22 protein-coding genes are annotated in these 25,273 nt (G+C 68.6%); 16 read left to right on the top strand and 6 right to left on the bottom strand.

Features of this window, described 5'->3' with window-relative positions; translation table 11 throughout:
- The first annotated feature begins 2 nt into the window (after positions 1 to 2).
- From HLB44_RS20125 to HLB44_RS20110, 4 genes are read left to right on the top strand one after another with little or no spacing between them, the layout of a single operon-like run.
- On the top strand, positions 3 to 1,169 hold the full coding sequence (locus HLB44_RS20125) for an acyl-CoA dehydrogenase family protein (RefSeq protein WP_173125941.1): 1,167 nt from the start codon (positions 3 to 5) through the stop codon (positions 1,167 to 1,169).
- Positions 1,166 to 2,785, top strand: coding sequence for an AMP-binding protein (locus HLB44_RS20120; protein ID WP_173125938.1), 1,620 nt, complete (start codon positions 1,166 to 1,168; stop codon positions 2,783 to 2,785). The genes HLB44_RS20125 and HLB44_RS20120 overlap by 4 nt, the downstream gene beginning before the upstream one ends.
- The gene (locus HLB44_RS20115; RefSeq protein WP_173127088.1) at positions 2,785 to 3,177 is read left to right on the top strand and encodes a Rid family hydrolase; all 393 of its coding nucleotides are present in this window, start codon (positions 2,785 to 2,787) and stop codon (positions 3,175 to 3,177) included. Before HLB44_RS20120 ends, HLB44_RS20115 begins: the two co-directional genes overlap by 1 nt.
- Entirely contained in the window at positions 3,174 to 3,614 is a 441-nt protein-coding gene (locus HLB44_RS20110) for a nuclear transport factor 2 family protein (protein ID WP_173125935.1), read from the top strand. The genes HLB44_RS20115 and HLB44_RS20110 overlap by 4 nt, the downstream gene beginning before the upstream one ends.
- 1 nt (position 3,615) lies before the next feature.
- Here the strand turns inward: HLB44_RS20110 and HLB44_RS20105 are convergent, their stop codons facing one another.
- Positions 3,616 to 4,212 carry a thymidine kinase gene (locus HLB44_RS20105; protein ID WP_173125932.1) on the bottom strand — a complete coding sequence of 199 codons (597 nt, stop codon included), beginning with the start codon at positions 4,210 to 4,212 and terminating at the stop codon, positions 3,616 to 3,618.
- 72 nt (positions 4,213 to 4,284) lie between these two features.
- Between HLB44_RS20105 and HLB44_RS20100 the strand changes: the two genes are divergently transcribed.
- The 9 genes from HLB44_RS20100 to HLB44_RS37925 all read left to right on the top strand — a co-directional run bounded on the left by HLB44_RS20100 (position 4,285) and on the right by HLB44_RS37925 (position 14,044).
- Positions 4,285 to 5,715, top strand: a complete 1,431-nt coding sequence (locus HLB44_RS20100; RefSeq protein WP_173125929.1) for a C13 family peptidase — start codon at positions 4,285 to 4,287, stop codon at positions 5,713 to 5,715.
- 246 nt (positions 5,716 to 5,961) lie between these two features.
- Complete coding sequence (locus tag HLB44_RS20095; RefSeq protein WP_343051425.1) at positions 5,962 to 6,843, top strand: amino acid ABC transporter substrate-binding protein; 882 nt, start codon at positions 5,962 to 5,964, stop codon at positions 6,841 to 6,843.
- Between the two features lie 108 nt (positions 6,844 to 6,951).
- On the top strand, positions 6,952 to 7,851 hold the full coding sequence (locus tag HLB44_RS20090) for an amino acid ABC transporter substrate-binding protein (RefSeq protein ID WP_173125923.1): 900 nt from the start codon (positions 6,952 to 6,954) through the stop codon (positions 7,849 to 7,851).
- A gap of 187 nt (positions 7,852 to 8,038) precedes the next feature.
- Positions 8,039 to 8,725, top strand: a complete 687-nt coding sequence (locus tag HLB44_RS20085; protein WP_246312387.1) for an amino acid ABC transporter permease — start codon at positions 8,039 to 8,041, stop codon at positions 8,723 to 8,725.
- A 1-nt stretch (position 8,726) separates the two neighbouring features.
- The gene (locus tag HLB44_RS20080) at positions 8,727 to 9,392 is read left to right on the top strand and encodes an amino acid ABC transporter permease (protein ID WP_173125917.1); all 666 of its coding nucleotides are present in this window, start codon (positions 8,727 to 8,729) and stop codon (positions 9,390 to 9,392) included.
- A 13-nt stretch (positions 9,393 to 9,405) separates the two neighbouring features.
- The gene (locus tag HLB44_RS20075; protein WP_173125914.1) at positions 9,406 to 10,140 is read left to right on the top strand and encodes an amino acid ABC transporter ATP-binding protein; all 735 of its coding nucleotides are present in this window, start codon (positions 9,406 to 9,408) and stop codon (positions 10,138 to 10,140) included.
- 13 nt (positions 10,141 to 10,153) lie between these two features.
- A complete protein-coding gene (locus HLB44_RS20070) occupies positions 10,154 to 10,612 on the top strand; it encodes a universal stress protein (RefSeq protein ID WP_173125911.1) in 459 nt (152 codons plus the stop codon).
- 128 nt (positions 10,613 to 10,740) lie between these two features.
- Complete coding sequence (locus HLB44_RS20060; protein ID WP_246312369.1) at positions 10,741 to 12,357, top strand: methyl-accepting chemotaxis protein; 1,617 nt, start codon at positions 10,741 to 10,743, stop codon at positions 12,355 to 12,357.
- A gap of 136 nt (positions 12,358 to 12,493) precedes the next feature.
- Entirely contained in the window at positions 12,494 to 14,044 is a 1,551-nt protein-coding gene (locus HLB44_RS37925; protein WP_173125907.1) for a methyl-accepting chemotaxis protein, read from the top strand.
- Here the strand turns inward: HLB44_RS37925 and HLB44_RS20050 are convergent.
- Positions 14,038 to 16,008 (bottom strand): sensor histidine kinase, encoded by a 1,971-nt coding sequence (locus HLB44_RS20050; RefSeq protein ID WP_173125904.1) that lies wholly within the window; start codon positions 16,006 to 16,008, stop codon positions 14,038 to 14,040. The genes HLB44_RS37925 and HLB44_RS20050 overlap by 7 nt on opposite strands.
- 82 nt (positions 16,009 to 16,090) lie before the next feature.
- Here HLB44_RS20050 and HLB44_RS20045 point away from each other — a divergent pair, with 82 nt between their 5' ends.
- Positions 16,091 to 17,218 (top strand): MBL fold metallo-hydrolase, encoded by a 1,128-nt coding sequence (locus HLB44_RS20045; protein WP_173125901.1) that lies wholly within the window; start codon positions 16,091 to 16,093, stop codon positions 17,216 to 17,218.
- A gap of 16 nt (positions 17,219 to 17,234) precedes the next feature.
- On the opposite strand, the gene HLB44_RS20040 is transcribed toward HLB44_RS20045, so the two are convergent.
- The 4 genes from HLB44_RS20040 to dnaA all read right to left on the bottom strand — a co-directional run bounded on the left by HLB44_RS20040 (position 17,235) and on the right by dnaA (position 24,346).
- On the bottom strand, positions 17,235 to 18,869 hold the full coding sequence (locus HLB44_RS20040; protein ID WP_173125898.1) for a gamma-glutamyltransferase family protein: 1,635 nt from the start codon (positions 18,867 to 18,869) through the stop codon (positions 17,235 to 17,237).
- 7 nt (positions 18,870 to 18,876) lie between these two features.
- A complete protein-coding gene (gene gyrB, locus HLB44_RS20035) occupies positions 18,877 to 21,459 on the bottom strand; it encodes a DNA topoisomerase (ATP-hydrolyzing) subunit B (RefSeq protein ID WP_173125895.1) in 2,583 nt (860 codons plus the stop codon).
- A 113-nt stretch (positions 21,460 to 21,572) separates the two neighbouring features.
- Complete coding sequence (gene dnaN, locus HLB44_RS20030) at positions 21,573 to 22,679, bottom strand: DNA polymerase III subunit beta (protein WP_173125892.1); 1,107 nt, start codon at positions 22,677 to 22,679, stop codon at positions 21,573 to 21,575.
- Between the two features lie 230 nt (positions 22,680 to 22,909).
- Complete coding sequence (gene dnaA / locus HLB44_RS20025) at positions 22,910 to 24,346, bottom strand: chromosomal replication initiator protein DnaA (RefSeq protein ID WP_173125889.1); 1,437 nt, start codon at positions 24,344 to 24,346, stop codon at positions 22,910 to 22,912.
- Between the two features lie 263 nt (positions 24,347 to 24,609).
- Between dnaA and rpmH the strand changes: the two genes are divergently transcribed.
- Both rpmH and HLB44_RS20015 read left to right on the top strand, forming a co-directional pair.
- Positions 24,610 to 24,747, top strand: a complete 138-nt coding sequence (gene rpmH, locus HLB44_RS20020) for a 50S ribosomal protein L34 (protein WP_173125886.1) — start codon at positions 24,610 to 24,612, stop codon at positions 24,745 to 24,747.
- 32 nt (positions 24,748 to 24,779) lie between these two features.
- Entirely contained in the window at positions 24,780 to 25,259 is a 480-nt protein-coding gene (locus HLB44_RS20015; RefSeq protein ID WP_173125883.1) for a ribonuclease P protein component, read from the top strand.
- The last annotated feature ends 14 nt before the right edge of the window (positions 25,260 to 25,273 follow it).

The raw sequence follows: 25,273 nt of genomic DNA, 5'->3' as shown, positions 1-25,273 counted from the left end.
TCGTGAATGCCTTGTCCCACCTCGACTGGCCGTTCTTCGAGCCCCGCCACCGGCAGTTGGCGGCCGCGCTCGACGACTGGGCGGCCGCTCACATTGCTCATCAGCATGGTCCCGACGTCGATGTCGAGTGCCGTGGCCTGGTGAAGGCGCTCGGCGAAGCCGGCTGGCTGCGCCACGCGATCGCCGGCACCGCCCACGGCGGCACCAACGACGCGATCGATACGCGCGCGATCTGCCTGATCCGCGAAACGCTGGCGCGCCACTCGGGCCTGGCTGATTTCGCGTTCGCGATGCAAGGCCTCGGCTCGGGCGCGATCAGCCTGGCCGGTTCGGACACGCAGCGCGCCGCCTGGCTGCCGAAGGTCGCGCGTGGCCAGGCAATCGCCGCGTTTGCGCTGTCCGAGCCCGATGCCGGGTCGGATGTCGCGGCGCTGGCCTGCGCGGCGCGTGCCGACGGCGACCACTACGTGCTCGATGGCGAGAAAACCTGGATCTCGAACGGCGGCATCGCCGACTTCTACGTGCTGTTCGCACGCACCGGCGAGGCGCCGGGTTCGCGCGGCATCTCGGCCTTCATCGTCGAGGCCGGCACACCCGGTTTCGAGATCGCCGAGCGCATCGAGCTGATCGCCCCGCACCCGCTGGCGCGGCTGCGCTTCACGAACTGCCGCATCCCGGCGGCGAACCGCATCGGCGCGGCCGGCGAGGGCTTCAAGATCGCGATGCGCACGCTCGATGTCTTCCGCACCTCGGTGGCGGCGGCGGCGCTGGGCTTCGCGCGCCGCGCGTTGCACGAAGGCCTGCAGCGCGCGACGACGCGCAAGATGTTCGGCCAGACGCTGGCCGACTTCCAGCTGACGCAGGCCAAGCTCGCGCAGATGGCGCTGACCATCGACTCGGCCGCGCTGCTGACCTTCCGCGCCGCCTGGGCGCGCGACCAGGGCCGCAACGTCACGCGCGAAGCGGCGATGGCCAAGCTCGCGGCGACCGAAGGTGCGCAGCAGGTCATCGATGCCGCACTGCAGCTGTGGGGCGGACTCGGCGTCGTCAGCGGCCAGCCGGTCGAGAGCCTGTACCGCGAGATCCGCGCGCTGCGCATCTACGAAGGGGCGAGCGAGGTGCAGCAATTGATCATCGCCCGCGAACTGTTGAAGGAGGTCAGCGCATGACTGCCCATGTCGACACCTTCGCGCGTGACCGCCTGCCGCCGGTCGAACAGCAGCCCGAATACTTGTTCGACCTGCCGGGCCTGCAGTTCCCGGCGCAGCTGAACTGCGCCGCCGAGCTGCTCGACAAGCGGGTCGCCGCCGGCGACGGCGAGCGCCTCTGCATCCAGGCCCCCGGCGGCCTGCGCTGGACCTATGCCGATCTGCTGGAGAAAGCCAACCGCATCGCCAACGTACTGGTGCGCGAGATGGGCCTGATCCCCGGCAACCGCGTGCTGCTGCGCGCGCCGAACAATCCGATGATGGCCGCCTGCTGGTTCGCCGTCGTCAAGGCCGGCGGCATCGCGGTGGCGACGATGCCGCTGCTGCGCGCCAAGGAGCTCGGCCAGATCATTCACAAGGCGCAGGTCACGCACGCGCTCTGCGACCACGCGCTGGCCGACGAGCTGGCCACCGCGGCAGCGCAGTTCCCGGTGCTGCGCGAAGTCCGCCACTTCAATGACCCGCAGGGCCTGGAAGCGGCGATGGCACGCCAGCCCGCGCAGTTTGACAACGTGCCGACCGCTGCCGACGACACCTGCCTGATCGCCTTCACCTCCGGCACCACCGGCGTGCCCAAGGGCACGATGCACTTCCACCGCGACGTCATCGCCGCCTGCGCGTGCTGGCCGAAGCACGTGCTGAAGCCACGCGCCGACGACATCTTCATCGGCAGCCCGCCGCTGGCCTTCACCTTCGGCCTCGGCGGCCTGCTGCTGTTCCCGATGGCGGTCGGCGCGTCGACCGTGCTGCTGGAGAAGGCCGCGCCGCCGCTGCTGCTCGAAGCCGTCGCGCAGTTCCAGGCCACGGTGCTGTTCACCGCGCCGACCAGCTACCGCGCGCTCGCCGTCGAGTTTGGCCAGCGCAAGCTGTCGGCGCCGCTCGGCGGCTCGCTGCGCAAGGGCGTGTCGGCCGGCGAAGCGCTGCCCGCGGCCACGCGCGCGCTGTGGAAGCAGCACACCGGCATGGAGCTGATCGACGGCATCGGCGCGACCGAGATGCTGCACATCTTCATCTCGCACGACGAGTCCGAGGCCCGCCCGGGCGCCACCGGCAAGGTGGTGCCCGGCTACCGCGCCTGCGTGCTCGACGACGACGGCCGGCCGCTGCCGCCGGGGCAGATCGGCCGCCTCGCGGTCAAGGGCCCGACCGGCTGCCGCTACCTGGCGGACGAGCGTCAAACGCGTTATGTGCAGGGCGGCTGGAACCTGACCGGCGACGCCTACCGGATGGATGCCGACGGCTGGTTCCACTACTGCAGCCGCACCGACGACATGATCATCTCGTCGGGCTACAACATCGGCGCGCCGGAGGTCGAGGAAGCGCTGCTGCTGCATCCGGCGGTCGCCGAGTGCGCGGTCGTCGGCGTGCCCGACGACGAGCGCGGCCAGATCGTCAAGGCGTTCGTCGTGCTGCGGCCGGGCCATCCACCCGGCGAGGTGCTGGTGCGCACGCTGCAGGATTTCGTCAAGCAATCGATCGCGCCGTACAAGTACCCGCGGGCGATCGAGTTCATTCCCGCGCTGCCGCGCACCGAAACCGGCAAACTGCAGCGCTTCAAGCTCAAGGCATCCCAATGATCAAGACACTGCAACCGCCCGACTGGCCGCGGCCCAAGGGTTACGCGAACGGCGTGCTGGCCGAGGGCCGGATGGTCTTCGTTGCCGGCATGATCGGCTGGGATGCCGAGGGCCGCTTCCCCAGCGATCGGCTCGCCGACCAGGCGCGCCTGGCGCTGGCCAACATCGTCGCGGTGCTCGCCGAGGGCGGCGCAAAACCCGAGCACATCGTGCGCATGACCTGGTACGTCACCGACAAGCGCGAGTACCTCGAGCAGGGCCGCGAGATCGGCGCCGCATTCCGCGAGCTGATCGGCAGCTATTCGATCGCGATGACCGCGGTCGAGGTCAAGGCGCTGATCGAGGACGCGGCGAAGGTCGAGATCGAGGTCACCGCGGTGATTCCCGCATGAGGGGCGGGCTGGCGCTCGCCGCGGCGGCGATGATCGTCGCCGGCTGCGCGACGCCGCCCGCGACGGACACGAAAGCGCTGCTGGTCGCCCAGGCCAACGCCTGGGACCAGGCCATCGTGCGAAAGGACCGCGCGGCGATCGAGGCCAACATGCACGCGGCCTTCTTCCAGATCAGCCCGCGCGGTGAACGCTCGAGCCGCACTGAGTTCGTCGACAGCCTGCTCGACGCCAAGCTGACCATCGATCCCTACACCGTCGACGACCTGCAAGTCCATCTGCATGGCAACACCGCGCTGCTGACCGCGACCACGCGCATGAGCGGCCGCTACGACGGCAAACCCTTCAGCACCCACTACCGCTACATCGACGTCTACCTGCGCGAAGCCGGCGCGTGGAAGATCGTCTCGGTGCAGATCACCCCCCTCGCCGCGCGCTGATTCAGCCAAAGAGCCCAGGTGCCGACTCGGCGCCGCCGCCGTCGTCGCTGTAGAAGCACGACGGGCAGACCGCGCGGTAACGCTCGTTGCCGCCGATCACCACCTGCTCGCCGTGCTGCACGCGGCGGCCGTCGGCATCGACGCGGATGTTCATCGTCGCCTTGCGCGCGCAGGCGCAGATCGACTTCATCTCCTCGACCTCGTCGGCCAGGGTCAGCAGCATCGCCGAGCCGGGAAAGGCCTCGCCGCGGAAATCGCTGCGCAGGCCGAAGCAGATCACCGGCAGGTCGTCGACATGCGCCATGCGGTGCAGCTGCCGCACCTGCGCGGGCGTCAGGAACTGCGCCTCGTCGATCAGCAGGCAGGCCAGGCCGGGGCCGAGGTGGGCGCGCGTGAATGCGGTGTCGGGCCCGAAGGTCGCGGCCTGGCGCGCCAGGCCCAGCCGCGACGCGATCACGCCATGGCCGGCGCGGTCGTCGTGTGCCGCGGTGAACAGCAGCACCCGCATGCCGCGCTCTTCATAGTTGTGCGCCACCTGCAACAAGGCGGTCGACTTGCCGGCGTTCATCGCGGCGTAGCGGAAGTAGAGCTTGCTCATCTGGGTTGAGGGGCGCGAGTTTAGCGAGCCGGCCTGGCCGCGCTACAGTGCCGCGCCAGGGAGGAAACGGGCATGACAAGCTCGACAGGCGAAGAACGGCCGGCGGCGCGCGCGCCATTGGCACCCGGCGAGCTCGGCCGCTGGATCGGCGCCGGCGCGCGCACGGCGCTGTTGCGCGAACCCGCCGCGGCGCACCTGGTGCCGACGCCGCTGGTGCTCGCACTGCTGCTGCTGTGCCTGCTGGCAGCGACCCTGCTGCTGCAGCGGCTGCTGCACACCGGGCCGGTCTTCTTCAACCCGCACGCGCTGCAAGCCGGGTGGCCCAACGCCATCGCCTCGGTGTGGGCCTGCTGGCTGGCTGGCCGCGAGCAGCCGGGCGCCGATCAGCCGGCGCGCCTGTTCGGCTTGCTGCTCGCGCTGTCGCTGGTGATGCATTTCGTCGGGCTGCTGCTGCTGGTGCCGCTGGTGCATGCGGCGCCCGCGGCGGGCCGGCTCGGGCCGTGGCTCGTCTTCGGCCTCGGCCTGCTGCCGTGGGCCTGGAACGGCCTGGCGCAGGTGGTGGTGCTGCTGCGCGGCCGCCGGTCGTGCCGCGTCGTCGCCGGCGTGCTGCTGGCGACCGCGGCGCCGATGGCGCTGCAATGGGTCCTGCCCCCGGCGCAGTACTGGTACCCGGACGCGGCGCGCGCGCCTTCGCAGCCCGAGCCGGTGACGCTGAAGCTGACGCCCGAAGTGATCGAGCGCCAAGCCGCGCTGATGGGCGAGCAGCTGCAGGCACTCGCGCCGCAGCGCCCCGGGCGCATCGACATCTATGCGCTGACCTTCGCGCCGTACGCCGGCGAGGATGTCTTCCAGCGCGAGAGCGCGCTGGTCGCCGACGTGATGGCCACGCGCTTCGATGCCGGCGGCCGCACGCTGCAGCTGCTGAACCACGCCACCACCGCCACCCGCCTGCCCTGGGCCACGCCGCAGAACCTGCAGCGGGCGATCGCCGCGGTGGCAACGCGCATGGACCGCGAACGGGACGTGCTGTTCATCCACCTGACGTCGCACGGCGCCCGCAACGGCCAGCTCGCCGCCGAACTCTGGCCGCTGGAGATCGCGCCGCTGACGCCGCAGCGCCTGCGCGAGTGGCTCGATGCCGCCGGCATCCGCCACCGCGTGATCTCGGTGTCGGCCTGTTACTCGGGCCAATGGATCGCACCGCTGGCCGAAACGCACACGCTGGTGATGACCGCTGCCGACGCCGAGCACACGTCCTACGGCTGCGGCCGCGGCTCGGAGCTGACCTACTTCGGCCGCGCGATGTATGCCGAGCAGTTGCGGGACACCTACTCGTTCGAGACCGCCCACGCGAACGCGCGCGAAGTGATCCGCCGTCGCGAAGTGCAGGCCGGCAAGGACGACGGCTATTCGAATCCGCAGATCGCCGTCGGCGATGGCATCCGCCCTCTGCTGGGTGCGCTGGCGGAGCAACTGGAGGGCGACGGTCGACGCGCGCGTTAGATACCCTGCACCGGCCGGACGCGAGACCTGGGGTTTTCCCGGTCCAACAATGCATTTCGTGCATGACCCCGCCCGCAAACAGCATTGGCTCGGGCCGGTAACCGCACGTACAGTCCGCGCCCCATGGACAGCCCGCCCGCGTGCCGACAGCAGCCCACCCGCCACGCGGCGGGCGGCCGCGCACGCTCGGCGCTGGCATGAAAAGTGGTACGGTGGGGCATGCGACAGACCGATCGTTACCCCCTCGTGATCCGCACGGTCCTCCCGTCGATCGTGCTGCTGCTGGCCGCAGCCGGCGCCGCTGCCGGACCGGTGCTCGATCGCATCAAGAGCAAGGGCACGCTGGTGATCGCGCACCGCGAATCGTCGGTGCCGTTCTCGTACCTCGATGCCGACAAGAAGCCGGTCGGCTACGCGGTCGACCTGTGCCTGAAGCTGGCCGACGCGATCAAGAAGAAGCTCGGCGTGACCGCGCTGAAGACCGAGTACCTGATGGTCACGCCGCAGAACCGCATTGCGGCGATCGCCGAGGGCAAGGCCGATCTGGAGTGCGGCTCGACGACCAACAACGCCGAGCGCCGCAAGCAGGTCGCCTTCACCGTGCCGCACTACATCACCGGCGCGCGCTACATGGTGCGCGCCGACAGCCCGATCACCGTGCTGGCGCAGTTCGAGGGCAAGAAGCTGGTCTCGACCAAGGGCACGACCCCGCTGAAGGCGATCGACCAGGCCAACCGCGACCAGCTGCTGCGCATCAACATCCTCGAGGCGCCGGACCATGGCAAGGCGGTGCAGATGGTCGAGTCCGGCGAGGCCGACGGCTTCGCGATGGACGACGTGCTGCTCTACGGCCTGATCGCCGGCCGGCCCGATCCGTCGAAGCTGAAAGTGATCGGCAAGTTCCTGACGATCGAGCCGCTGGCGATCATGCTCAGCAAGGACGATCCGGACTTGAAACGCGTGGTCGACGACGAGATGAAGCGGCTGATCAGTTCGCGCGAGGCGAACAAGATCTACGAGCGCTGGTTCGCGCAACCGATCCCGCCGAAGAACACGGCGCTGAACCTGCCGATGAACTACCTGCTGAAGGACTTCTGGAAGTACCCCACCGACCAGGTCCCGAACTAGTTCTGCTCGCTTCCCCGGGTGGGGTTGTACGTGGTTCCACGTAGCCCCCGCTGCCTAGAATTTCCGTTTCTCTCCCTGTCGATCCCGACTATCACCCTAGGAGCTCGCATGAAGAAGTCGTTGTTCGTCCTGGCTGCGCTCGCGGCCGCCGGCCTGGCGCAGGCGCAGGCCACCGACACGCTGAAGAAGATCAAGGACAGCGGGGCCGTCACGATGGGCGTGCGCGAGTCCTCCGGCGCGCTTTCGTACACGCTGGGCGACGGCAAGTACACCGGCTACCACGTCGAGATCTGCTCGCGCGTGCTGGCCGATGTGCAGAAGCAACTGGGCCTGGCCAAGCTCGAGACCAAGTACCAGCCGGTGACCTCGCAGAACCGCATCCCGCTGGTGCAGAACGGCACCGTCGACATCGAGTGCGGCTCGACGACCAACAACGCCACGCGCCAGAAGGATGTCGCGTTCGCGGTCACCACCTTCGTCGAGGAAGTGCGCATCGCGGTGAAGGCCAATTCGGGCATCAACTCGATCGGCCAGCTCGCCGGCAAGAAGGTCGCGACGACCACCGGCACCACCTCGGTGCAGACGCTGCGCAAGCATGAGCGCGCCACCGGCGTGAACTTCGAGGAAGTCTTCGGCAAGGACCACGCCGACAGCTTCCTGCTGCTGGAATCGGGCCGCGCCGATGCCTTCGTGATGGACGGCGCGATCCTCGCCGGCAACATCGCCAAGGCCAAGAACCCGGCCGACTTCAAGATCGTCGGCGAAGTGCTGTCGGTCGAGCCGATCGCGATCATGATCCGCAAGGACGACCCCAACTTCAAGAAGGCGGTCGACGACAGCATCAAGGGCATGATGAAGTCCGGCGACATCGCCAAGCTGTGGGACAAGTGGTTCCTGCAGCCGATCCCGCCGGCGAACACCAAGGTCGGCATGGTCGTCAACGACAACACCAAGGCCGCCTGGGCCAGCCCGAACGACAAGCCGATGGAAGACTACGCCAAGAAGTGATCCCGGCTTAAGCGATGCAGGTAAGCCCTCTGGCCGCCCGGCCCGGGGCTTGCATATCCTGATGCGAGCGCGGCGGCGCAACGCCCCGCGCTCGTTGTTTTGTCGGCTCCAACAACAAGCTCCGGAGGCTTCCTTGAGCGCATGGGAATGGCAGGTGTTCTGCAAGAACACCGCAACGGGCGAGCAGATGGCGGGCTGCCTCGGCTCCGGCGGCGACATCACCTACCTCAGCTGGATGCTCTCGGCCTGGGGCTGGACCCTGTCGGTCTCGGTGTTCGCGCTGATCGTCGCGCTGGTCGTCGGCTCGCTGATGGGCATCCTGCGCACGACGCCGAACAAGTGGCTGGTGGCGCTGGGCACCAGCTGGACCGAGCTGTTCCGCAACATCCCGCTGCTGGTGCAGATCTTCCTCTGGTACCACGTGATCCCGGCGCTGATCCCGCCGCTGAAGGAGGTGCCGAGCTTCTTCCTGGTCGTGCTCGGCCTGGGCTTCTTCACCTCGGCGCGCATCTCCGAGCAGGTCAAGGCCGGCATCCTGGCGCTGCCCAAGGGCCAGCGCTACGCCGGACTGGCAGTGGGCTTCACGCTGCCGCAGACCTACCGCTACGTGCTGCTGCCGATGGCGTTTCGCATCGTCATCCCGCCGCTGACCTCGGAGTCGATGAACATCATCAAGAACTCGTCGGTGGCCTTCGCCGTGTCGATCGCCGAGCTGACGATGTTCGCGATGCAGGCGCAGGAGGAAACCTCGCGCGGCATCGAGATCTACCTCGCGGTGTCGCTGCTGTACTTCGTCTCCGCCTTCTCGGTGAACCGCGTCGCCGCGTTCATCGAACAGAAGGTCCGCCTCCCCGGCATGATCGGAGGCAAGTGAGATGAACCTCGACTTCGCATTCTTTTCCTGGGGTGTCGTCTCCAGCTTCGTCGTCAAGGGCCTGATCTTCTCGGTGCAGCTGACGCTGATCGCGATGATCGGCGGCATCGCGCTCGGCACCATCCTGGCGCTGATGCGCCTATCGGGCAAGCCGTGGCTGGTGTGGCCGGCGACGGTCTACGTCAACACGCTGCGCTCGGTGCCGCTGGTGATGGTGATCCTGTGGTTCTTCCTGCTGATCCCGCTGCTCATCGGTCGGCCGATGGGCGCCGAGCTGTCGGCGATCATCACCTTCACGATCTTCGAGGCGGCGTACTACTCCGAGATCATGCGCGCGGGCATCCAGAGCGTGCCGCGCGGCCAGGTCTATGCCGGCTACGCGGTCGGCATGACCTATGCGCAGTGCATGAAGCTGATCGTGCTGCCGCAGGCCTTCCGCAACATGCTGCCGGTGCTGCTGACGCAGACCATCATCCTGTTCCAGGACACCTCGCTGGTCTACGCCATCGGCGCCTACGACCTGCTCAAGGGCTTCGAGGTCGCCGGCAAGAACTTCAACCGCCCGGTCGAGACCTACCTCGTCGCCGCGGTCGTCTACTTCGTGATCTGCTTCAGCCTGTCCATGCTGGTCCGGCGCCTGCAGCAGAAGATCCAAATCATCCGATGAGCCCGGAGCCGTCATGATCGACATCAAAAATGTGAGCAAGTGGTACGGCAGCTTCCAGGTGCTGACCGATTGCAGCACCAGCATCCAGAAGGGCGACGTCGTCGTCGTCTGCGGCCCGTCGGGCTCGGGCAAGTCGACGCTGGTCAAGACCGTCAACGCGCTGGAGCCGTTCCAGAAGGGCGACATCGTCGTCGACGGCGTCTCGATCTCCGATCCGAAGACCGACCTGCCGAAGCTGCGCTCGCGCGTCGGCATGGTGTTCCAGAACTTCGAGCTGTTCCCGCACCTGTCGGTGACCGAGAACCTGACCATCGCGCAGGTCAAGGTGCTCAACCGCAGCACCGACGAAGCCAAGACGCGCGGGCTGAAGATGCTCGACCGCGTCGGCCTGATGGCGCACAAGGACAAGTTCCCGGGCCAGCTCTCCGGTGGCCAGCAGCAGCGCGTGGCGATCGCGCGCGCGCTGTCGATGGACCCGATCGTCATGCTGTTCGACGAACCGACCTCGGCGCTCGACCCCGAGATGGTCGGCGAGGTGCTCGACGTGATGGTGCAGCTGGCCCACGAAGGCATGACGATGATGTGCGTCACGCACGAGATGGGCTTCGCGAAGAAGGTCAGCCACCGCGTGATCTTCATGGACGCCGGCAAGATCGTCGAGGACTGCCGCAAGGACGATTTCTTCGGCAACCCCGACGCGCGCTCGCCGCGCGCCAAGGACTTCCTGTCGAAGATCCTCCAGCACTGAGCAGGAGCCGGCCATGAGCAACGGTTCACCGAACACCTTCCAGCGCGTGCTGGTCGGCATCGATTTCTCGGCCGACTCGCTGTCGGCGCTGCAGCTGGCCCATGCGCGCTTCGCCGACCCGGCAGCGACGCTGGTGCTGGTGCACGCCGCCGACGCGGCCGAGAACCTGAGCGACTACGCCGACCTGCGCGGCCAGGTCGTCAGCGCGCAGGCCGGCGACCTGCAGCGCCAGCTGCAGACGCTGGCCGCCGCCCACCGCGAAGGCTGGCAGGACGTGCAGTCGGTGCTCGAGCTCGGCAAGCCGGTCGACGTGATCCTCGCCGCGGCCCACACCTGGAAGGCCGACCTGGTGGTGCTCGGTTCGCACGGCAAGACCAGCCTGACGCGCACGCTGTTCGGCGGCACGACCTACAGCGTCGCGCGCAAGGTCGGCTGTTCGGTGCTGGTGCTGAAGGCCGGCCAGACCGCCTGAAGTCGACCCTCGGGAAGACCCGGGGCGGCTGACTCGAAACTGACCGCCACGGCCAGCGCTTCTTCGGCCTTTGCATACAAGGCTTCCGAGAGAGGATTCCGTACACGTGCAGTATGGAGTTCTCTCTCATGAAGTTCTCGAGCCCCGGACGTCTGTCCCTGAAGCTTTTGATCCCGGTGCTCGTCGCCAGCATGGCCATCGTTGCCGCCGTGCTGGCGGTCGTCGCCCACCAGCGGCAGCAGACGGTGCAGCAGGCCGGTCTGGCCACCGGCCGCGCGGTCGCCAACCAGATCGTCACGCTGCGCAATTTCTACACCGCCGAGATCGCGCCGCGCGCCAAGAAGTCCGGCATGGAGCTGGGCTACGACTTCGCAAGCAAGGACGGCACGCTGCCGCTGCCGGCGACGCTGGTCAAGGCGCTCGGCGAGAGCATCGCCAAGCAATACCCGGGCACCGACGTCAGGCTGCTGTCGCAGCATCCGTTTCCGCACCGCGCCGCCGCCAACAAGCTCGACGGCTTCCAGGTCGAGGCGCTGGCCGCGTTCCAGCGTGATCCGAAGGCCACGCTGCACCGCGTCGAGGACGTCGGCGGCCGGCTGTCGGTGCGCTACGCGGTCGCCGACGTGATGAAGGCCGGCTGCGTCGCCTGCCACAACAGCCATCCGCAGTCGCCGAAGAAGGACTGGAAGGAAGGCGACGTGCGCGGCATCGTCGAGGTCGTGGTGCCGGTCGACGAGGTCGACAAGAGCATCGCCGCCAGCTCGCTGATGCTCGCGGTGCTGGTGTGCATCGGTTTCGTCGCCGTCGCGATCGTGCTGGCCTTCGTGATCCGCCGTGTCGTCAGCAAGCCGCTTGTCCAGGCGGTCGAGGTGCTCGAGCAGGTCGCCGAAGGGGACCTGACGGTCAATGCGCCGCAAGCCCGCAGTGCCGAGCTGTCGCGCCTGTTCACCGCCATCGAAAGCATGGTCGGCCGGCTGCGTCGCACCGTCGGCCAGGTGCGTTCCAGCGCCGACAGCATCCAGACCGCCAGCAGCGAGGTCGCGATGGGCAACCACGACCTGAGCCAGCGCACCGAGCAGACGGCGTCGAACCTGCAGTCGGCCGCCAGCGCGATCGACCAGCTCAGCAGCACCGTGCGCCAGTCGGCCGAGTCGGCGCACACCGCGAACGCCCTCGCCAGCTCGGCGGCCCAGGTCGCCGAACGCGGCGGCACGGTCGTCGCGCAGGTCGTCGCGACGATGGACGAGATCCATGTCGCGTCGAAGAAGATCGCCGACATCATCGGCGTCATCGACGGCATCGCCTTCCAGACCAACATCCTGGCGCTGAACGCCGCGGTCGAGGCCGCCCGCGCCGGTGAACAGGGCCGCGGCTTCGCGGTCGTCGCCGGCGAGGTGCGCTCGCTGGCCCAGCGCAGCGCCGAGGCGGCGCGCGAGATCAAGCGCCTGATCGGCAACTCGGTCGAACGCGTCGACGCCGGCTCGCGCCTGGTGCAGGACGCCGGCTCGACGATGACCGACATCGTCGCCAGCGTGAAGCGCGTCTGCGACACGATCAGCGAGATCACCACCGCGGTCACCGAGCAGTCGGCCGGCATCGGCCAGGTCAACGGCACGGTCAACGAGCTCGACCAGATGACACAGCAGAACGCCGCGCTGGTCGAGCAGTCGGCTGCCGCCGCCGAATCGCTGAAGCACCAGGCCGACCAGCTCGCCACCGCGGTGGCCGCGTTCCGGGTCGCTTGACGAAATCCGGCGCTTGAGCCGGAACAGCACCGCGACCCGCCGGCTTCTTGGCCGATCGCCGGTCGCGCTGCCAAGAGACGATCGGGCCTGATCCTTGGGGGTTTTCCCACCCCCGTTTCCTGCCAAGAGGTGCCCCATGCTCAGCCAGCTGTCGATCCGCAACCGCCTGTTCGCCGCCTTCGGGCTGGTGCTCGTGCTCCTGATCGCCGTCGCGGCGGCGGGAGCGTTCGGCGTCTATGGCGCGCGGCAGAGCCTGGAGGTGGTGCTCGGCCGCCTGCAGCCGATCCGCTCCCAGGCCGAGACGCTCAACGTCGCGCTGCTGCGCGCGCGCGTCGCGGAGCAGACGATGGTCGCCAACAACCTCGACAACGAGGCGATCGCCACGCACAAGAAGGCCTGGGACCAGGCCGTCGCCGACGCGGCCGCATCGGTCGACAAGCTGCGCGCGCTGGTGCGCAGGCCCGACGCGGCGGCGATGGTCGAGGACATCGGCAAGCTGACCGCGGCCTACCGCAGCGCCTACGAGACCTTCCACAAGGACCTGGTCGGCGCCCGTTTCCCGGACGCCAAGGAAGCCGGCGCAGCGCTCGCGCCGGTGACCAAGGCCCACGCCGCCGCCGAAGCCAAGCTGACGGAAAGCCGCAAGGGCATCGACACCGCTTCGGCGCAGGTCGAGGCCGAGCTCGCCGCCATGATCACCAAGGTCGGCACCGGGCTGGGCGTGCTGGTGCTGGTCGCGTTGACCCTGGGCGTCGCGGCGGCCTTCACCGTCAGCCGCTCGATCGTCCGGCCGCTGGCCGATGCGCAGGCGCTGGCCACCCACATCGCGAACGGCGACCTGACCCGCGACATCACGGTGCGCGGCAGCGACGAGGCGGCACAGACGCTGCAATCGCTCAAGCGCATGACCGAGTCGCTGCGCCGCATCGTCGGCGAGGTGCGCACCAGCGCCGAGAACATCCAGACCGCCAGCTCGGAGGTCGCCTCCGGCAACCTCGACCTGAGCCAGCGCACCGAGCAGACGGCGTCGAACCTGCAGCAGGCGGCCAGCGCGATCGGCCAGTTGAGCGGCAACGTCCGCCACTCCGCCGAATCCGCCGCCACAGCGAACCAGCTCGCCAGCTCGGCCGCCGAAGTCGCCGAACGCGGCGGCGCGGTCGTCTCGCAGGTCGTCGCGACGATGGACGAGATCCACGCGGCGTCGAAGAAGATCGCCGACATCATCGGCGTCATCGACGGCATTGCGTTCCAGACCAACATCCTGGCGCTGAACGCCGCGGTCGAAGCCGCCCGCGCCGGTGAACAGGGCCGCGGCTTCGCGGTCGTCGCCGGCGAGGTGCGCTCGCTGGCGCAGCGCTCGGCAGAAGCCGCGCGCGAGATCAAGGCACTGATCGGCAACTCGGTCGAACGCGTCGACGCCGGCTCGCGCCTGGTGCAGGACGCCGGCTCGACGATGACCGACATCGTCGCCAGCGTGAAACGCGTCTGCGACACGATCAGCGAAATCACCGCCGCGGTCACCGAGCAGTCGGCCGGCATCGGCCAGGTCAACGGCACCGTGACGCAACTCGACGCGATGACGCAGCAGAACGCCGCGCTGGTCGAGCAGTCGGCGGCGGCCGCCGATTCGCTGAAGCAGCAGGCCGTGAAGCTCTCGACCGCTGTCGCTTCGTTCCGGGTTCAGTAAGCCGGCATCGGTGCGGCATCCAGCCGCACCGTGAACCGCGTGCCCTGGCCCGGCGCGCTGTGGACCTCGATGCGTCCGCCCATCGCCTCGACCAGCTGCTTGGACAGCGCCAGCCCGAGGCCGCTGCCCTGCACGCCGGTGTGCTGCGCGCCGAGCCGCTCGAACGGATTGAACAGCCGTGCCAGCTGCTCGGCCGACATGCCGCTGCCGGTGTCGGCGACCTGCAGCTCGACCGCGCCGTCGGCCGTTGCCGCGCTGCGCACACGCACTTCGCCGCCCGGCCGGTTGTACTTGACCGCGTTCGACAGCAGGTTGCTTAACACCTGCTTCAGCCGCCGGCCATCGGCATGCACCCACAGCGGCGCGCCGCCGGCGCCCTCGTCGACATAACGCAACCCGGCCGGCCGTGGCGTGGCCGGTGCCACGATCAGCATGGTCCAGCAGTCGGCGACAGCCTGGCGCAGTTCGACCGCGCCGAGCGACAGGTTCAACTGCCCGGCGTGCGCGCTCGACAAGTCCAGCACGTCGTCGACCAGCCCGAGCAGGTGCTGGCCGCTGGCCAGGATCTGCTGCGTCCAGGCGCGGTGCCGCTCGGCGAGGCTGGGGTCGCTCTCCAGCAGCTGACCGAAACCGAGCACCGCGTTCAGCGGCGTGCGCAGCTCATGGCTGACGCGCGACAGCAGCTGCGTCTTCGCGCGGTCGGCCGACTCGGCGCGGTCGCGCTCGGCACGCAGCGCGGCGGCCTGCTTCTGCGCGGTGATGTCGGTGTGCGTGCCGATCATGCGCGCCGGCCGGCCCTGCGCATCGCGGCGGATCACCAGTCCGCGCGTCAGCACCCACTTCCAGCTGCCGTCCTTGCAGCGGATGCGGTGCTCGTTGACGTAGGTCGGCGTCAGGCGGTCGAAGTGCGCCTGGCGATCGCGCTGCATCTGCGGCACGTCGTCGGGATGCGTGCGCTCGTCGAAGAAATCCAGTCGGTGCTCGATCTCCTCGGGCTCAAAACCGTACATCTCGCAGAAGCGGCGCGAATACACCTCGCCGCCGCTTTCGATGTCCCAATCCCAGACGCCGTCGCCGGTGGCTTCGAGCGCCAGCTTCCAGCGCTGCTCGCTCTCGCGCAGCGCGACCTCGGCCTGCTTCGATTGCGTGATGTCGATCATCACGCCGATGCGCACGCTGCCGGCTTCGTCGGAGATCACCGGCGCGGACGTCACCTGCAGCCACTTGGTCCGCGCGGCGTCGTTGCCGGGGGCGCCGTCGCCAGGAACCACGATGCGGAACTCGATCGTCAGCGGCTTGGCGCTGCGCACGCTGCTGGCGATCGCTTCGGCGATGCGCTCGCGGTCGTCCGGATGGCGGAACGCCTCGATCAGCGATCCGTCGGCCATCAGCTGCTGCGGCTCCAGGCCGAACAGCGAGCGCACGCCTTCGCTGACGAACTCGAACATCCGCCGGCCCGAGGGCGTCGTGCGCACGCGGTAGACGACGCCGGGCAGGTGCTCGGTGATCAGCCGCAGGTGCGCCTCGCTGCGCTGCAGCGCGGCCTGCGCGCGCACGCGGTCGGTGATTTCCTCGATCGTGCCCTCGTAGTACAGCACCTGGCCGGCGCCATCGCGCACGATGTGCGCGTTCTCGCTGACCCACACCCGTTCGCGCGTGCGGTGGCGCAGCATCTCGGAGACGAAGCCGGTCACCTGGCCGTCGCGCTCGAGCCGCTCGACGAAACGCGCGCGTTGCTGCGGATCGACATAGGCCTCGGTGGCCACGTCGCGGCAGGCGGCGAGCAGCTCACGCTCGTTTGCGTACCCGTTGAAGCGCACCAGCGCCGCATTGGCGCGCAGCATGGTGCCCTGCGGCGTCGAGCGGTAAGCGCCGACGGGCAGCAGGTCGAACAGGGTCGAGGCGTCGCCGTGACCGCCGGCGGCGGTGGCGGCGAGCAGAGACGGGGCCGGTGCGGCGGTCATGCGGGGTCTTCGGTGGGCGCCGCCGATTGTCGGTGCTCGCGCGTTATCGTCGCCGCGTCGACAACGTGCCAGGAGCGCGGCGATGAAATCTCTCGGCAGCCGGGCGCAGGGCGCGCGCCTCGAACGCATGCGCGCTTCGCCGCGCTGGGATGGCGCGGGCTTTCGCAACCTGCATCCGGTGCTGCCCGGGCTGCGCGACAGCGCAGCGCCGCGGCCGACGCTGGGCGACTTCCTCTGCGGCGGCGAAGGCCGCGTGCCACCGGGGCCGCTGCCGCTGCTCGATCCCCGCGCGGCCTGGACGCACGCGCCCGCGACCGGCCTGCGCGCGACCTGGATCGGCCACTCGACGGCGCTGCTGGAGATCGACGGCCACCGCGTGCTGACCGACCCGGTGTGGGGCCCGCGCGCCTCGCCGTCGCGCCTGGCCGGACCGAAACGCTTCCAGCCGGCAGCGGTGCCGCTGAAGGCCTTGCCAGCCCTCGACGCGGTGCTGATCTCGCACGACCATTACGACCACCTCGACTACCCGACGATCCAGGCCCTTGTGAAGCTGCCGGTGCCCTTCATCACCTCGCTCGGCGTCGGCGCGCACCTGCAGGGCTGGGGCGTGCCGCCCGAACGCATCACCGAGCTCGACTGGTGGGACAGCCATGCGCTGCCCGGCACCGGGCTGATCATCACCGCCGCGCCGTCGCAGCACTTCTCGGGCCGTGGGCTGAAGGACCGCAATGCGACGCTGTGGTCCGGGCTCGCCGTGCGCGGCCCGCGGCATGCGGTGTTCTTCAGCGGCGACACCGGGCTGACCGAGGAATACGCGGCGATCCGCGAACGCCTCGGTCCGTTCGACCTGGCACTGCTCGAGATCGGCGCCTTCCACCCGTCCTGGGGCGACATCCACCTCGGCCCGGCGAACGCGCTGCAGGCGCTGGCGCTGCTCGGCAACCCGCCGCTGCTGCCGATTCACTGGGCCACCTTCAACCTGGCGCTGCATGCCTGGGATCAGCCGGTGGAGACCCTGCTGCAGCTGGCGCCGGCGCAGGGCGCGGCGCTGGTGATGCCGCGGCTGGGCGAGGCGGTCGAGCCGGCGCGGGTCGACGGCGTGGTGCCCTGGTGGCGCGCCGTGCATGCCCCGGCACCGGGCCGGCGCCGCGTGCCGCCGCCGGCAGCCGACCAGGCGCCGCCGAAGGCGATGCCGTGGCCGCTGGACTGACCCCCGCGCGCCCCGCTCAGCTGCCGGCGACCTGCCCGTCGCGGCGCGGATCGCTGGCCGCCACGTAGCCCTCGACGCCAGGATCACCGAGGCGCCAGATGAACTGGCCGGCACCGAAGTCCTGGTAGCTGTCGTGGATCGACTCGATCTGGTGGCCACGATCGCGCAGGCCCTGGATCGTCTCGGGCCGCATCGTCGCCTCGACGTTGATCGACAGCGCCTGGTTGAAGCGCCAGCGCGGCGCATCGCAGGCGGCCTGCGGCGACTGCCGGTGGTCGAGCATCCGCGACAGCGTCTGCAGGTGGCCCTGCGGCTGCATGTTGCCGCCCATCACGCCGAAGCTCATCTGCGGCGTTCCATCGTCGCGCATCAGGAAGGCCGGGATGATGGTGTGGAACGGCCGCTTGGCCGGTGCGACGACGTTCGGACTGCGCTCGTCGAGGCTGAAGCCATGGCCGCGGTTCTGCAGCGACAGGCCCCACTGCGGCACCACGACGCCGGAGCCGAAGCCCATGTAGTTGCTCTGGATGAAGCTGACCATCATGCCGCGCTCGTCGGCCGCGCTCAGGTAGATCGTGCCGCCCTTGACCGGGTTGCCGGCGCGGAAGTCCTGCGCGCGCCGCGGATCGATCAGCGTCGCGCGCTCGGCCAGGTAGGCCTCGTCGAGCAGTTGTTCGGCGGTCACCGTCATCGCTTGGGCGTCGGCGACGAAGCGGTAGGTGTCGGCGAAGGCCAGCTTCATCGCCTCGATCTGCAGGTGTTGCGACTCGATGCCGTCGGGATCCATCGCACCGAGGTCGAAGCGGCGCAGGATCCCGAGCGCGATCAGCGCCGCGATGCCCTGGCCGTTCGGCGGGATCTCGTGCAGGTGGTGGCCGCGGTACTCGGTCGAGATCGTGTCGACCCACTGCGGTTGATAGGCGGCAAAGTCAGCGGCCGTCATCACGCCGCCGTGGGCCTTCGCGTGGGCCTCGGCCGCAGCCGCGATCTCGCCGCGGTAGAAGGCCTCGCCGCGCGTTTGCGCAATGGCCTTGAGTGCGCGCGCGGCCCCGGGGAACGTGAAGCGCTCGCCGACCGCGGGCGTGCGGCCATGCGGCAGGAAGGTCTCGGCAAACCCGGGGTACTCGCGCAGCACCGGCGTCGCCATCGCCCATTTCTGCTGCATCAGCACCGGCACCGCGTAGCCGCGCTCGGCGATCTCGATCGCGGGCGCCAGCAGGTCGCCAAATGGCAGCTTGCCGAAGCGTTCGCTCAGCGCGACCCACGCGCCGACGGCGCCCGGCACCGTCACCGCATCCCAGCCGCGCGCCGGCGGTGTGGTCGCGCCATCGCCGTACTTGCGCCTGAAGTAAGCGGGTGACCAGCCCGCCGGTGCGCCGCCGGAAGCGTTCAGGCCGTGCAGCTTCTGGCCGTCCCACAGGATGCAGAAGGCGTCCGAGCCGAGGCCGTTGCTGCAGGGCTCGACCAGCGTCATCACCGCGGCCGTGGCGATCGCCGCATCGACCGCATTGCCGCCGGCCTGCAGCATCTGCAGCCCGGCTTGCGCGGCCAGCGGGTGGGAGGTCGCGACGAGGTTGCGCGCGAACACCGGCTGACGAACGGAAGGGTAGCCGGCGCGCCAGTCGAACGGGGCAGTGGTGCTCTCGCTCATCGCGGCCTCACACGTCGATGTTCGCCGCGCGCAGCGCGTTGCTCTCGATGAAGTCACGCCGCGGCTCGACCTCGTCGCCCATCAGCATCGTGAACACCCGGTCGGCCTCGATCGCATCCTCGATCTGCACCTTCAGCAGGCGCCGCACGGTCGGATCCATCGTCGTTTCCCAGAGTTGCCCCGGATTCATCTCGCCCAGGCCCTTGTAGCGCTGGCGGCCGACGGCGTTTTCTGCCTGGGCCATCAGCCACGCCATCGCGACGCGGAAGTCGGTGACCTTCTGCTCCTTCATGCGCTCGCCCTCGCCGCGACGCACGATCGCCTCGGCGCCGAGCAGGTCCTTGAAGGTCACGCCGGCTTCCTGCAGCGCGGCGTAGTCGGCACCGTGCACGAAGTCCTGCGTGATCACGCTGTTCTTCAGGTTGCCGTGGTGGCGGCGGCCGATGCGCAGCAGGTGCTTGTCGGTGCGTTCGTCGAATTGCGCCTCGACCTCGGCGTCGTGCAAGGCGTCGCGCAGCGCGATCGCACTCGCTTCGGCCTGCGCCGCGCCGTCCAGGTCCAGCGTCAGGCCGTTGGTGATCGCCCGCAGCGCTTCGAGGTCCATCCAGTTGCCGAGCCGCTCGACCACGTGGTTCGCCAGCACGTACTTGCGCGCCAGCTCCTCCAGCACGCTGCCCACCAGCGGCGCGCGGCCCTTGCCGTCCGGCGCCATGCCGGCTGGCACGCCATCGGGCAGCACGGCAGCGCCGTCGAGCGCCACCTTGAGCAGGAAGGCGTCGAGCTCGTGGCCGTCCTTCAGGTACTGCTCCTGCTTGCCGACCTTGACCTTGTACAGCGGCGGCTGCGCGATGTAGATGTGGCCGTTCTCCACCAGCTCGTGCATCTGGCGGTAGAAGAAGGTCAGCAGCAGCGTGCGGATGTGAGCGCCGTCGACGTCCGCGTCGGTCATGATGATGATGCGGTGGTAACGCAGCTTGTCGATGTTGAAATCCTCGACGCCGATGCCGGTGCCCAGCGCGGTGATCAGCGTGACGATCGAGTCGCTGGACAGCAGCTTCTCGTAGCGCGCCTTCTCGACGTTGAGGATCTTGCCGCGCAGCGGCAGGATCGCCTGGAACTTGCGGTCGCGGCCCTGCTTCGCACTGCCGCCGGCGGAGTCACCCTCGACGATGTAGATCTCGCACAGCGCCGGGTCCTTCTCCTGGCAGTCGGCCAGCTTGCCGGGCAGGCCCATCCCGTCGAGCACGCCCTTGCGGCGCGTCATCTCGCGCGCCTTGCGCGCCGCCTCACGGGCGCGCGCGGCCTCGACGATCTTGCCGCAGATGATCTTCGCGTCGAGCGGGTTCTCGAGCAGCCAGTCGGTCAGCAGCTTCGAGACGATCTCCTCGACGGGGCCGCGTACTTCGGACGATACGAGCTTGTCCTTGGTCTGGCTCGAGAACTTCGGCTCCGGCACCTTGACGCTGACGATGCAGGCCAGGCCCTCGCGCATGTCGTCGCCGGCAATCTCGACCTTGGCCTTCTTCGCCAGCTCGTTGTCCTCGATGTACTTGTTGATGACCCGCGTCATCGCCGCACGCAGGCCGGTCAGGTGGGTGCCGCCGTCGCGCTGCGGGATGTTGTTGGTGAAGCAGAGCACGCTCTCGTTGTAGCCGTCGTTCCACTGCATGGCGACTTCGACGCCGACGTTGGTGCCCTGTTCGCTCAGCTTGTCCCCCATCGCGTGGAAGACGTTCGGGTGCAGCACCTTCTTGCCCTGGTTGATGAACTCGACGAAGCCCTTGACGCCGCCGGCGAAGGCGAAGTTGTCCTCCTTCGCATTGCGCTCGTCGACGAGGCGGATCTTGACGCCGTTGTTCAGGAACGAGAGCTCGCGCAAGCGCTTGGCCAGCACGTCGTAGTGGAAGTCGACGAGGCTGAAGATCGTGTCGTCGGGCAGGAAGTGCACCTCGGTGCCGCGCTTCTCGGTCTCGCCGACGATCTTCATCGGGCTGGTCTCGAAGCCGTCACGCTGCTCGACCTGCCGTTCCTGCACGACGCCGCGCGCGAACTCGAGGAAGTGCACCTTGCCGTCGCGGCGCACGGTCAGCCGCAGCCATTTCGACAGCGCATTGACGCAGGAGACTCCGACGCCGTGCAGGCCGCCCGAGACCTTGTAGCTGTTCTGGTTGAACTTGCCGCCGGCATGCAACTCGGTCAGCGCGATCTCGGCAGCCGAGCGTTTCGGCTCGTGCTTGTCGTCCATCTTGACGCCGGTCGGGATGCCGCGGCCGTTGTCGATCACCGAGATCGAGTTGTCCGAATGGATCGTGACGATGATGTCGTCGCAATGGCCGGCGAGCGCCTCGTCGATCGAGTTGTCCACGACCTCGAACACCAGGTGGTGCAGGCCGGTGCCGTCGGACGTGTCGCCGATGTACATGCCCGGCCGCTTGCGCACGGCCTCCAGGCCCTCGAGGATCTGGATGCTGCCCTCGCCATAGGCGGCGGACGCGGCCGAGCCGGTCGACACCGCTGCGCCCTCCGCGGACGGGACGGGCCGTTGCGTCACGCCGTGGGCGGCGTCTTGCGGCTTGCTGGAATCACTCATCACGGGTTCTCTTCACGCTCGGCCCGCGTGCAAGTGCAGGCCCTAAAAACGCTGAAGCGGGCACCAAGCCCGCCATCGGCTAAGCCGCCACGCCGGGCGGCTCGTTGCGACACTCAGATGCGCATCGGCATCACCACGTACTTGAAGCCGGTCTGGTCGGGCACGGTGATCAAGGCGCTGGAGTTGCTGTCCTGCAGTTCGATGCGCACCATCTCGTGGGCGATGTTGGCCAGCACGTCCATCAGGTAGGTCACGTTGAAGCCGATCTCGATCGCATCGCCGCCGTAGTCGATCTCGAGCTCCTCCTTGGCCTCTTCCTGCTCGGCGTTGCTCGACGCGATGCGCAGCGTGCCGGGCTCGATGTTGACGCGCACGCCCTTGAACTTCTCCGAGGTCAGGATCGCCGCGCGCTGCAGGCTGGCCAGCAGCGCTCCGCGGCCGAGCACGACGGCGTTCTTGTGGTTCTTCGGGATCACGCGGTTGTAGTCGGGGAACTTGCCTTCGACCAGCTTGGTGACGAACTCCATGCCGGAGAAGTTGAACTTGGCCTGGTTGCCGGCGAAGCGCATCTCGATCGGCGTGTCCTCGTCCTTCAGCAGGCGCTGCAGCTCCAGCACCGTCTTGCGCGGCAGGATCACCTCCTGCTTCGGGATCTCGTTGTCGAGCTGCGCCTGCGCCAAACCGAGCCGGTGTCCGTCGGTGGCCACCAGCGTCAGCATCTTGCCTTCGGCGACGAACAGGATGCCGTTCAGGTAATAACGGATATCGTGCACGGCCATGGCGAAGTGCACCTGGTTGATCAGCGCCTTCAGCACCTTCTGCGGCACCGCGAACGACGGCCCGAAGTCGACCGCCTCGTTGACCAGCGGAAAGTCGTCGGCCGGCAAGGTCTGCAGCGTGAAGCGGCTCTTGCCGCCGGTCAGCGTCAGCTTGTTCTGCGCGGCGGCGAGCGTGACGACCTGGTCGGTCGGCAGGCTGCGCAGGATGTCGATCAGCTTGCGCGCGCCGACGGTCGTCGCGTAGTGGCCGCCGTCGCCGCCGAGCTCGGCCTGCGTGCGCACCTGGATCTCCAGGTCGCTGGTCGTCAGCTCGAGCTCGCCGCCGGCCTTGCGCATCAGCACGTTGGCCAGGATCGGCAAGGTATGCCGGCGCTCCACGATGCCCGCAACCGACTGCAGCGCGTCGAGCAGTTTTTGTTGTGGAGCTTTCAGAACAATCATGTCTTCCTCTGTGAACTTAGTGGTTCTAGTAGGGCGCCGGCTGCGCTGTGGAGAACCCTATTTTCGCTTGTAATTTCAATGATTTAGGACGGCACGAACCCTGTGGGGCGGAGCGCCGGAAACAGCGGCTCGGCGTATAACAACTCGGCGGCGCGCGCCCCGCCTGTGGATGAGCCCCCGCTTGTTCGACAACTGTCCACAGGCTTGTGCCTTGACAGGCGGCTGATGTGTCATCCCTTGAGCGTCTGTTCCAGCACGTGCAGCTGCTGGTTGAGCTCGGTGTCCTTGGTGCGGTCGCCACCGATCTTGCGCACCGCGTGCAGCACCGTCGTGTGGTCGCGGCCGCCGAACAGCTCGCCGATCTCCGGCAGGCTTTTCTGCGTCAGCTCCTTGGCCAGGTACATCGCGATCTGGCGCGGCTTGGCGATCGACGCCGGCCGCTTCTTCGAGTACATGTCGGCGACCTTGATCTTGTAGAAGTCGGCGACCGTCTTCTGGATGTTCTCGACCGAGATCTGCCGGTTCTGGATCGACAGCAGGTCCTTCAGCGCCTCGCGCGCCAGCGCGATGTTGATGTCCTTGTGCGAGAAGCGGCTGTAGGCCAGCACCTTGCGCAGCGCGCCTTCGAGCTCGCGCACGTTGGCGCGCACGTTCTTGGCGATGAAGAAGGCGACGTCCTCGGGCATCTCGGTGCCCTCGGCCTGCGACTTGCGGATCAGGATCGCGACGCGCATCTCGAGCTCGGGCGGCTCGATCGCCACCGTCAGCCCGGCGTCGAAGCGGCTGGTCAGCCGCTCGTCGATGTCGACCAGCCCCTTGGGATAGGTGTCGCTGGTCATGATGATGTGCGCGCGCTTGGCCAGCAGCGCCTCGAAGGCGTTGAAGAACTCCTCCTGCGTGCGGTCCTTGCCGGCAAAGAACTGCACGTCGTCGATCAGCAGCAGGTCCAGCGAGTGGTACTTGGCCTTCAGCTCGTCGAAAGTCTTGCGCTGGTAGTTCTTGACGACATCGGAGATGAACTGCTCGGCGTGCAGGTACAGCACGCGCGCATCGCTGCGGTCTTTCAGCAGCGCATTGCCGACCGCGTGGATCAGGTGCGTCTTGCCCAGCCCGACGCCGCCGTAGATGAAGAGCGGGTTGTACATCACGCCCGGCGCGCCGGCGACGTGCAGCGCCGCGGTGCGGGCCATCTGGTTGGCCCGACCGGCGACGAGGGTGTCGAAGGTCAGCGCGGTGTTCAGCCGATGGCTGTGCGCGGCCGGCGGCAGGTGGCCGCCGTGCACACCGTTGGGCGGCCCGCCGAGCGGCTGCACGCTGGTCGCGTTGGCGAAGCCCTGGGTGTTCAGCAGTGCGGCCGCGCGCACCGGCTGGCCGATCGGTGCGCCGCCGGCACGCGCGGGCAGCGGGTCGCGCGGGGCGAGCGTCAGCTCCAGCCGCACCCGCTTGCCGGCCAGCTCGCTCAGCACCCCCTCGATGCGGCTGGCGTACTGCGAGCGGATCCAGTCCAGCTTGAAGCGGTTGGGCACGCGCACCGAAGCCACCGCCCCTTCTCCGCCATCATCGACGATGTCGGCAACCGGTAGCGGTCGGATCCAGGTGTTGAATTGCTGCTCGGGCAGCTCGGTCGCGAGACGCTCGCAACCCCGCTGCCACAGGTCTAGGCTCATTGTGGACAACTTATTCTGGGAGCGGCCGGATTGTAGGCCCCCTCAACCGGCCAGGGCGCTGTTATCCACAGTTCGGACGCCGCGGTCAAGCCCCCCGCTCAACCGCATGCCGCCGTGCAAGTGTTTGACCGGAAAAGGGGTTTTTGCTCTAATAGTGGGTTTCCCCAACGCCAGCGGCCTTAAGTAAGCCCGAGTCGAGCGAGCTTGAAGTGCTTGCGACTCGGCAGGGGACGCCTTAGAAGTTTTTCCAGGACAGCACAGCCATGAAGCGCACCTACCAACCCTCCAAGACCCGCCGTGCCCGTACCCATGGCTTCCTCGTGCGCATGAAGACGCGCGGCGGCCGCTCGGTGATCGCCGCCCGGCGCGCCAAGGGCCGCAAGCGCCTGACGCAGGTCTGATCGCCCGCCACAGCGGCGACCCCCGCCTGAGCATGGTCGGGCGCATCTTGACCATCACGAGATCGGCCGACTTCGAACGCGTTCTCGCGCAGCCGGCCCGCTCGCGCAGTGCTCACTTCGCCGTCCACCATGTCGCGGACAGGCCGACGCTGCCTGCCGGGCGCGCGGCGAAAGCCGTTGCGAGCGAGTTATCCACAGGCGATGCACCAAGTTGCCCACCGCTTGTGGATGAAACCCCGCTGGCAGGCTGCTGGCTCGGCACCGTGGTGCCCAAGCGCCATGCCCGGCGCGCCGCGACGCGCAACCTGCTCAAGCGCCAGATCCGCGCGCTGATGGGCGATAGCGCAGCGCGCCTGGCGCCCGGCCTGTGGGTCGTGCGGCTGAAGGCGCCGTTCGACCGTCAGCAGTTTCCGAGCGCCGCATCGCAGCCGCTGCGGATCGCCGCGCGCGTCGAGCTCGCTGCCTTGTTGCAGCGGGCAGCGCAGCCGTCCCCGCCTTCCGGCAAGCGCTAGTCGACCGGCCGATC

The organism is Pseudaquabacterium terrae, assembly GCF_013266755.1.
Lineage (GTDB): Bacteria > Pseudomonadota > Gammaproteobacteria > Burkholderiales > Burkholderiaceae_C > Pseudaquabacterium > Pseudaquabacterium terrae.
The sequence above is the reverse complement of the archived record's forward strand: the minus strand, read 5'-3'. Positions and strand labels throughout refer to the sequence as shown.

Bases quoted from the DNA above. Each gene is read 5' to 3' on its own strand.
- HLB44_RS20070 (WP_173125911.1), top strand. From the start codon at position 10,154: ATGAGCAACGGTTCACCGAACACCTTCCAGCGCGTGCTGGTCGGCATC.
- HLB44_RS20050 (WP_173125904.1), bottom strand. From the start codon at position 16,008: ATGACCGCCGCACCGGCCCCGTCTCTGCTCGCCGCCACCGCCGCCGGC.
- HLB44_RS20075 (WP_173125914.1), top strand. From the start codon at position 9,406: ATGATCGACATCAAAAATGTGAGCAAGTGGTACGGCAGCTTCCAGGTG.
- HLB44_RS20110 (WP_173125935.1), top strand. From the start codon at position 3,174: ATGAGGGGCGGGCTGGCGCTCGCCGCGGCGGCGATGATCGTCGCCGGC.
- HLB44_RS37925 (WP_173125907.1), top strand. From the start codon at position 12,494: ATGCTCAGCCAGCTGTCGATCCGCAACCGCCTGTTCGCCGCCTTCGGG.
- HLB44_RS20060 (WP_246312369.1), top strand. From the start codon at position 10,741: ATGAAGTTCTCGAGCCCCGGACGTCTGTCCCTGAAGCTTTTGATCCCG.
- gyrB (WP_173125895.1), bottom strand. From the start codon at position 21,459: ATGAGTGATTCCAGCAAGCCGCAAGACGCCGCCCACGGCGTGACGCAA.
- HLB44_RS20045 (WP_173125901.1), top strand. From the start codon at position 16,091: ATGAAATCTCTCGGCAGCCGGGCGCAGGGCGCGCGCCTCGAACGCATG.
- dnaN (WP_173125892.1), bottom strand. From the start codon at position 22,679: ATGATTGTTCTGAAAGCTCCACAACAAAAACTGCTCGACGCGCTGCAG.
- HLB44_RS20120 (WP_173125938.1), top strand. From the start codon at position 1,166: ATGACTGCCCATGTCGACACCTTCGCGCGTGACCGCCTGCCGCCGGTC.
- rpmH (WP_173125886.1), top strand. From the start codon at position 24,610: ATGAAGCGCACCTACCAACCCTCCAAGACCCGCCGTGCCCGTACCCAT.
- HLB44_RS20105 (WP_173125932.1), bottom strand. From the start codon at position 4,212: ATGAGCAAGCTCTACTTCCGCTACGCCGCGATGAACGCCGGCAAGTCG.
- HLB44_RS20080 (WP_173125917.1), top strand. From the start codon at position 8,727: ATGAACCTCGACTTCGCATTCTTTTCCTGGGGTGTCGTCTCCAGCTTC.
- HLB44_RS20015 (WP_173125883.1), top strand. From the start codon at position 24,780: ATGGTCGGGCGCATCTTGACCATCACGAGATCGGCCGACTTCGAACGC.
- HLB44_RS20085 (WP_246312387.1), top strand. From the start codon at position 8,039: ATGGCGGGCTGCCTCGGCTCCGGCGGCGACATCACCTACCTCAGCTGG.
- dnaA (WP_173125889.1), bottom strand. From the start codon at position 24,346: ATGAGCCTAGACCTGTGGCAGCGGGGTTGCGAGCGTCTCGCGACCGAG.
- HLB44_RS20100 (WP_173125929.1), top strand. From the start codon at position 4,285: ATGACAAGCTCGACAGGCGAAGAACGGCCGGCGGCGCGCGCGCCATTG.
- HLB44_RS20040 (WP_173125898.1), bottom strand. From the start codon at position 18,869: ATGAGCGAGAGCACCACTGCCCCGTTCGACTGGCGCGCCGGCTACCCT.
- HLB44_RS20090 (WP_173125923.1), top strand. From the start codon at position 6,952: ATGAAGAAGTCGTTGTTCGTCCTGGCTGCGCTCGCGGCCGCCGGCCTG.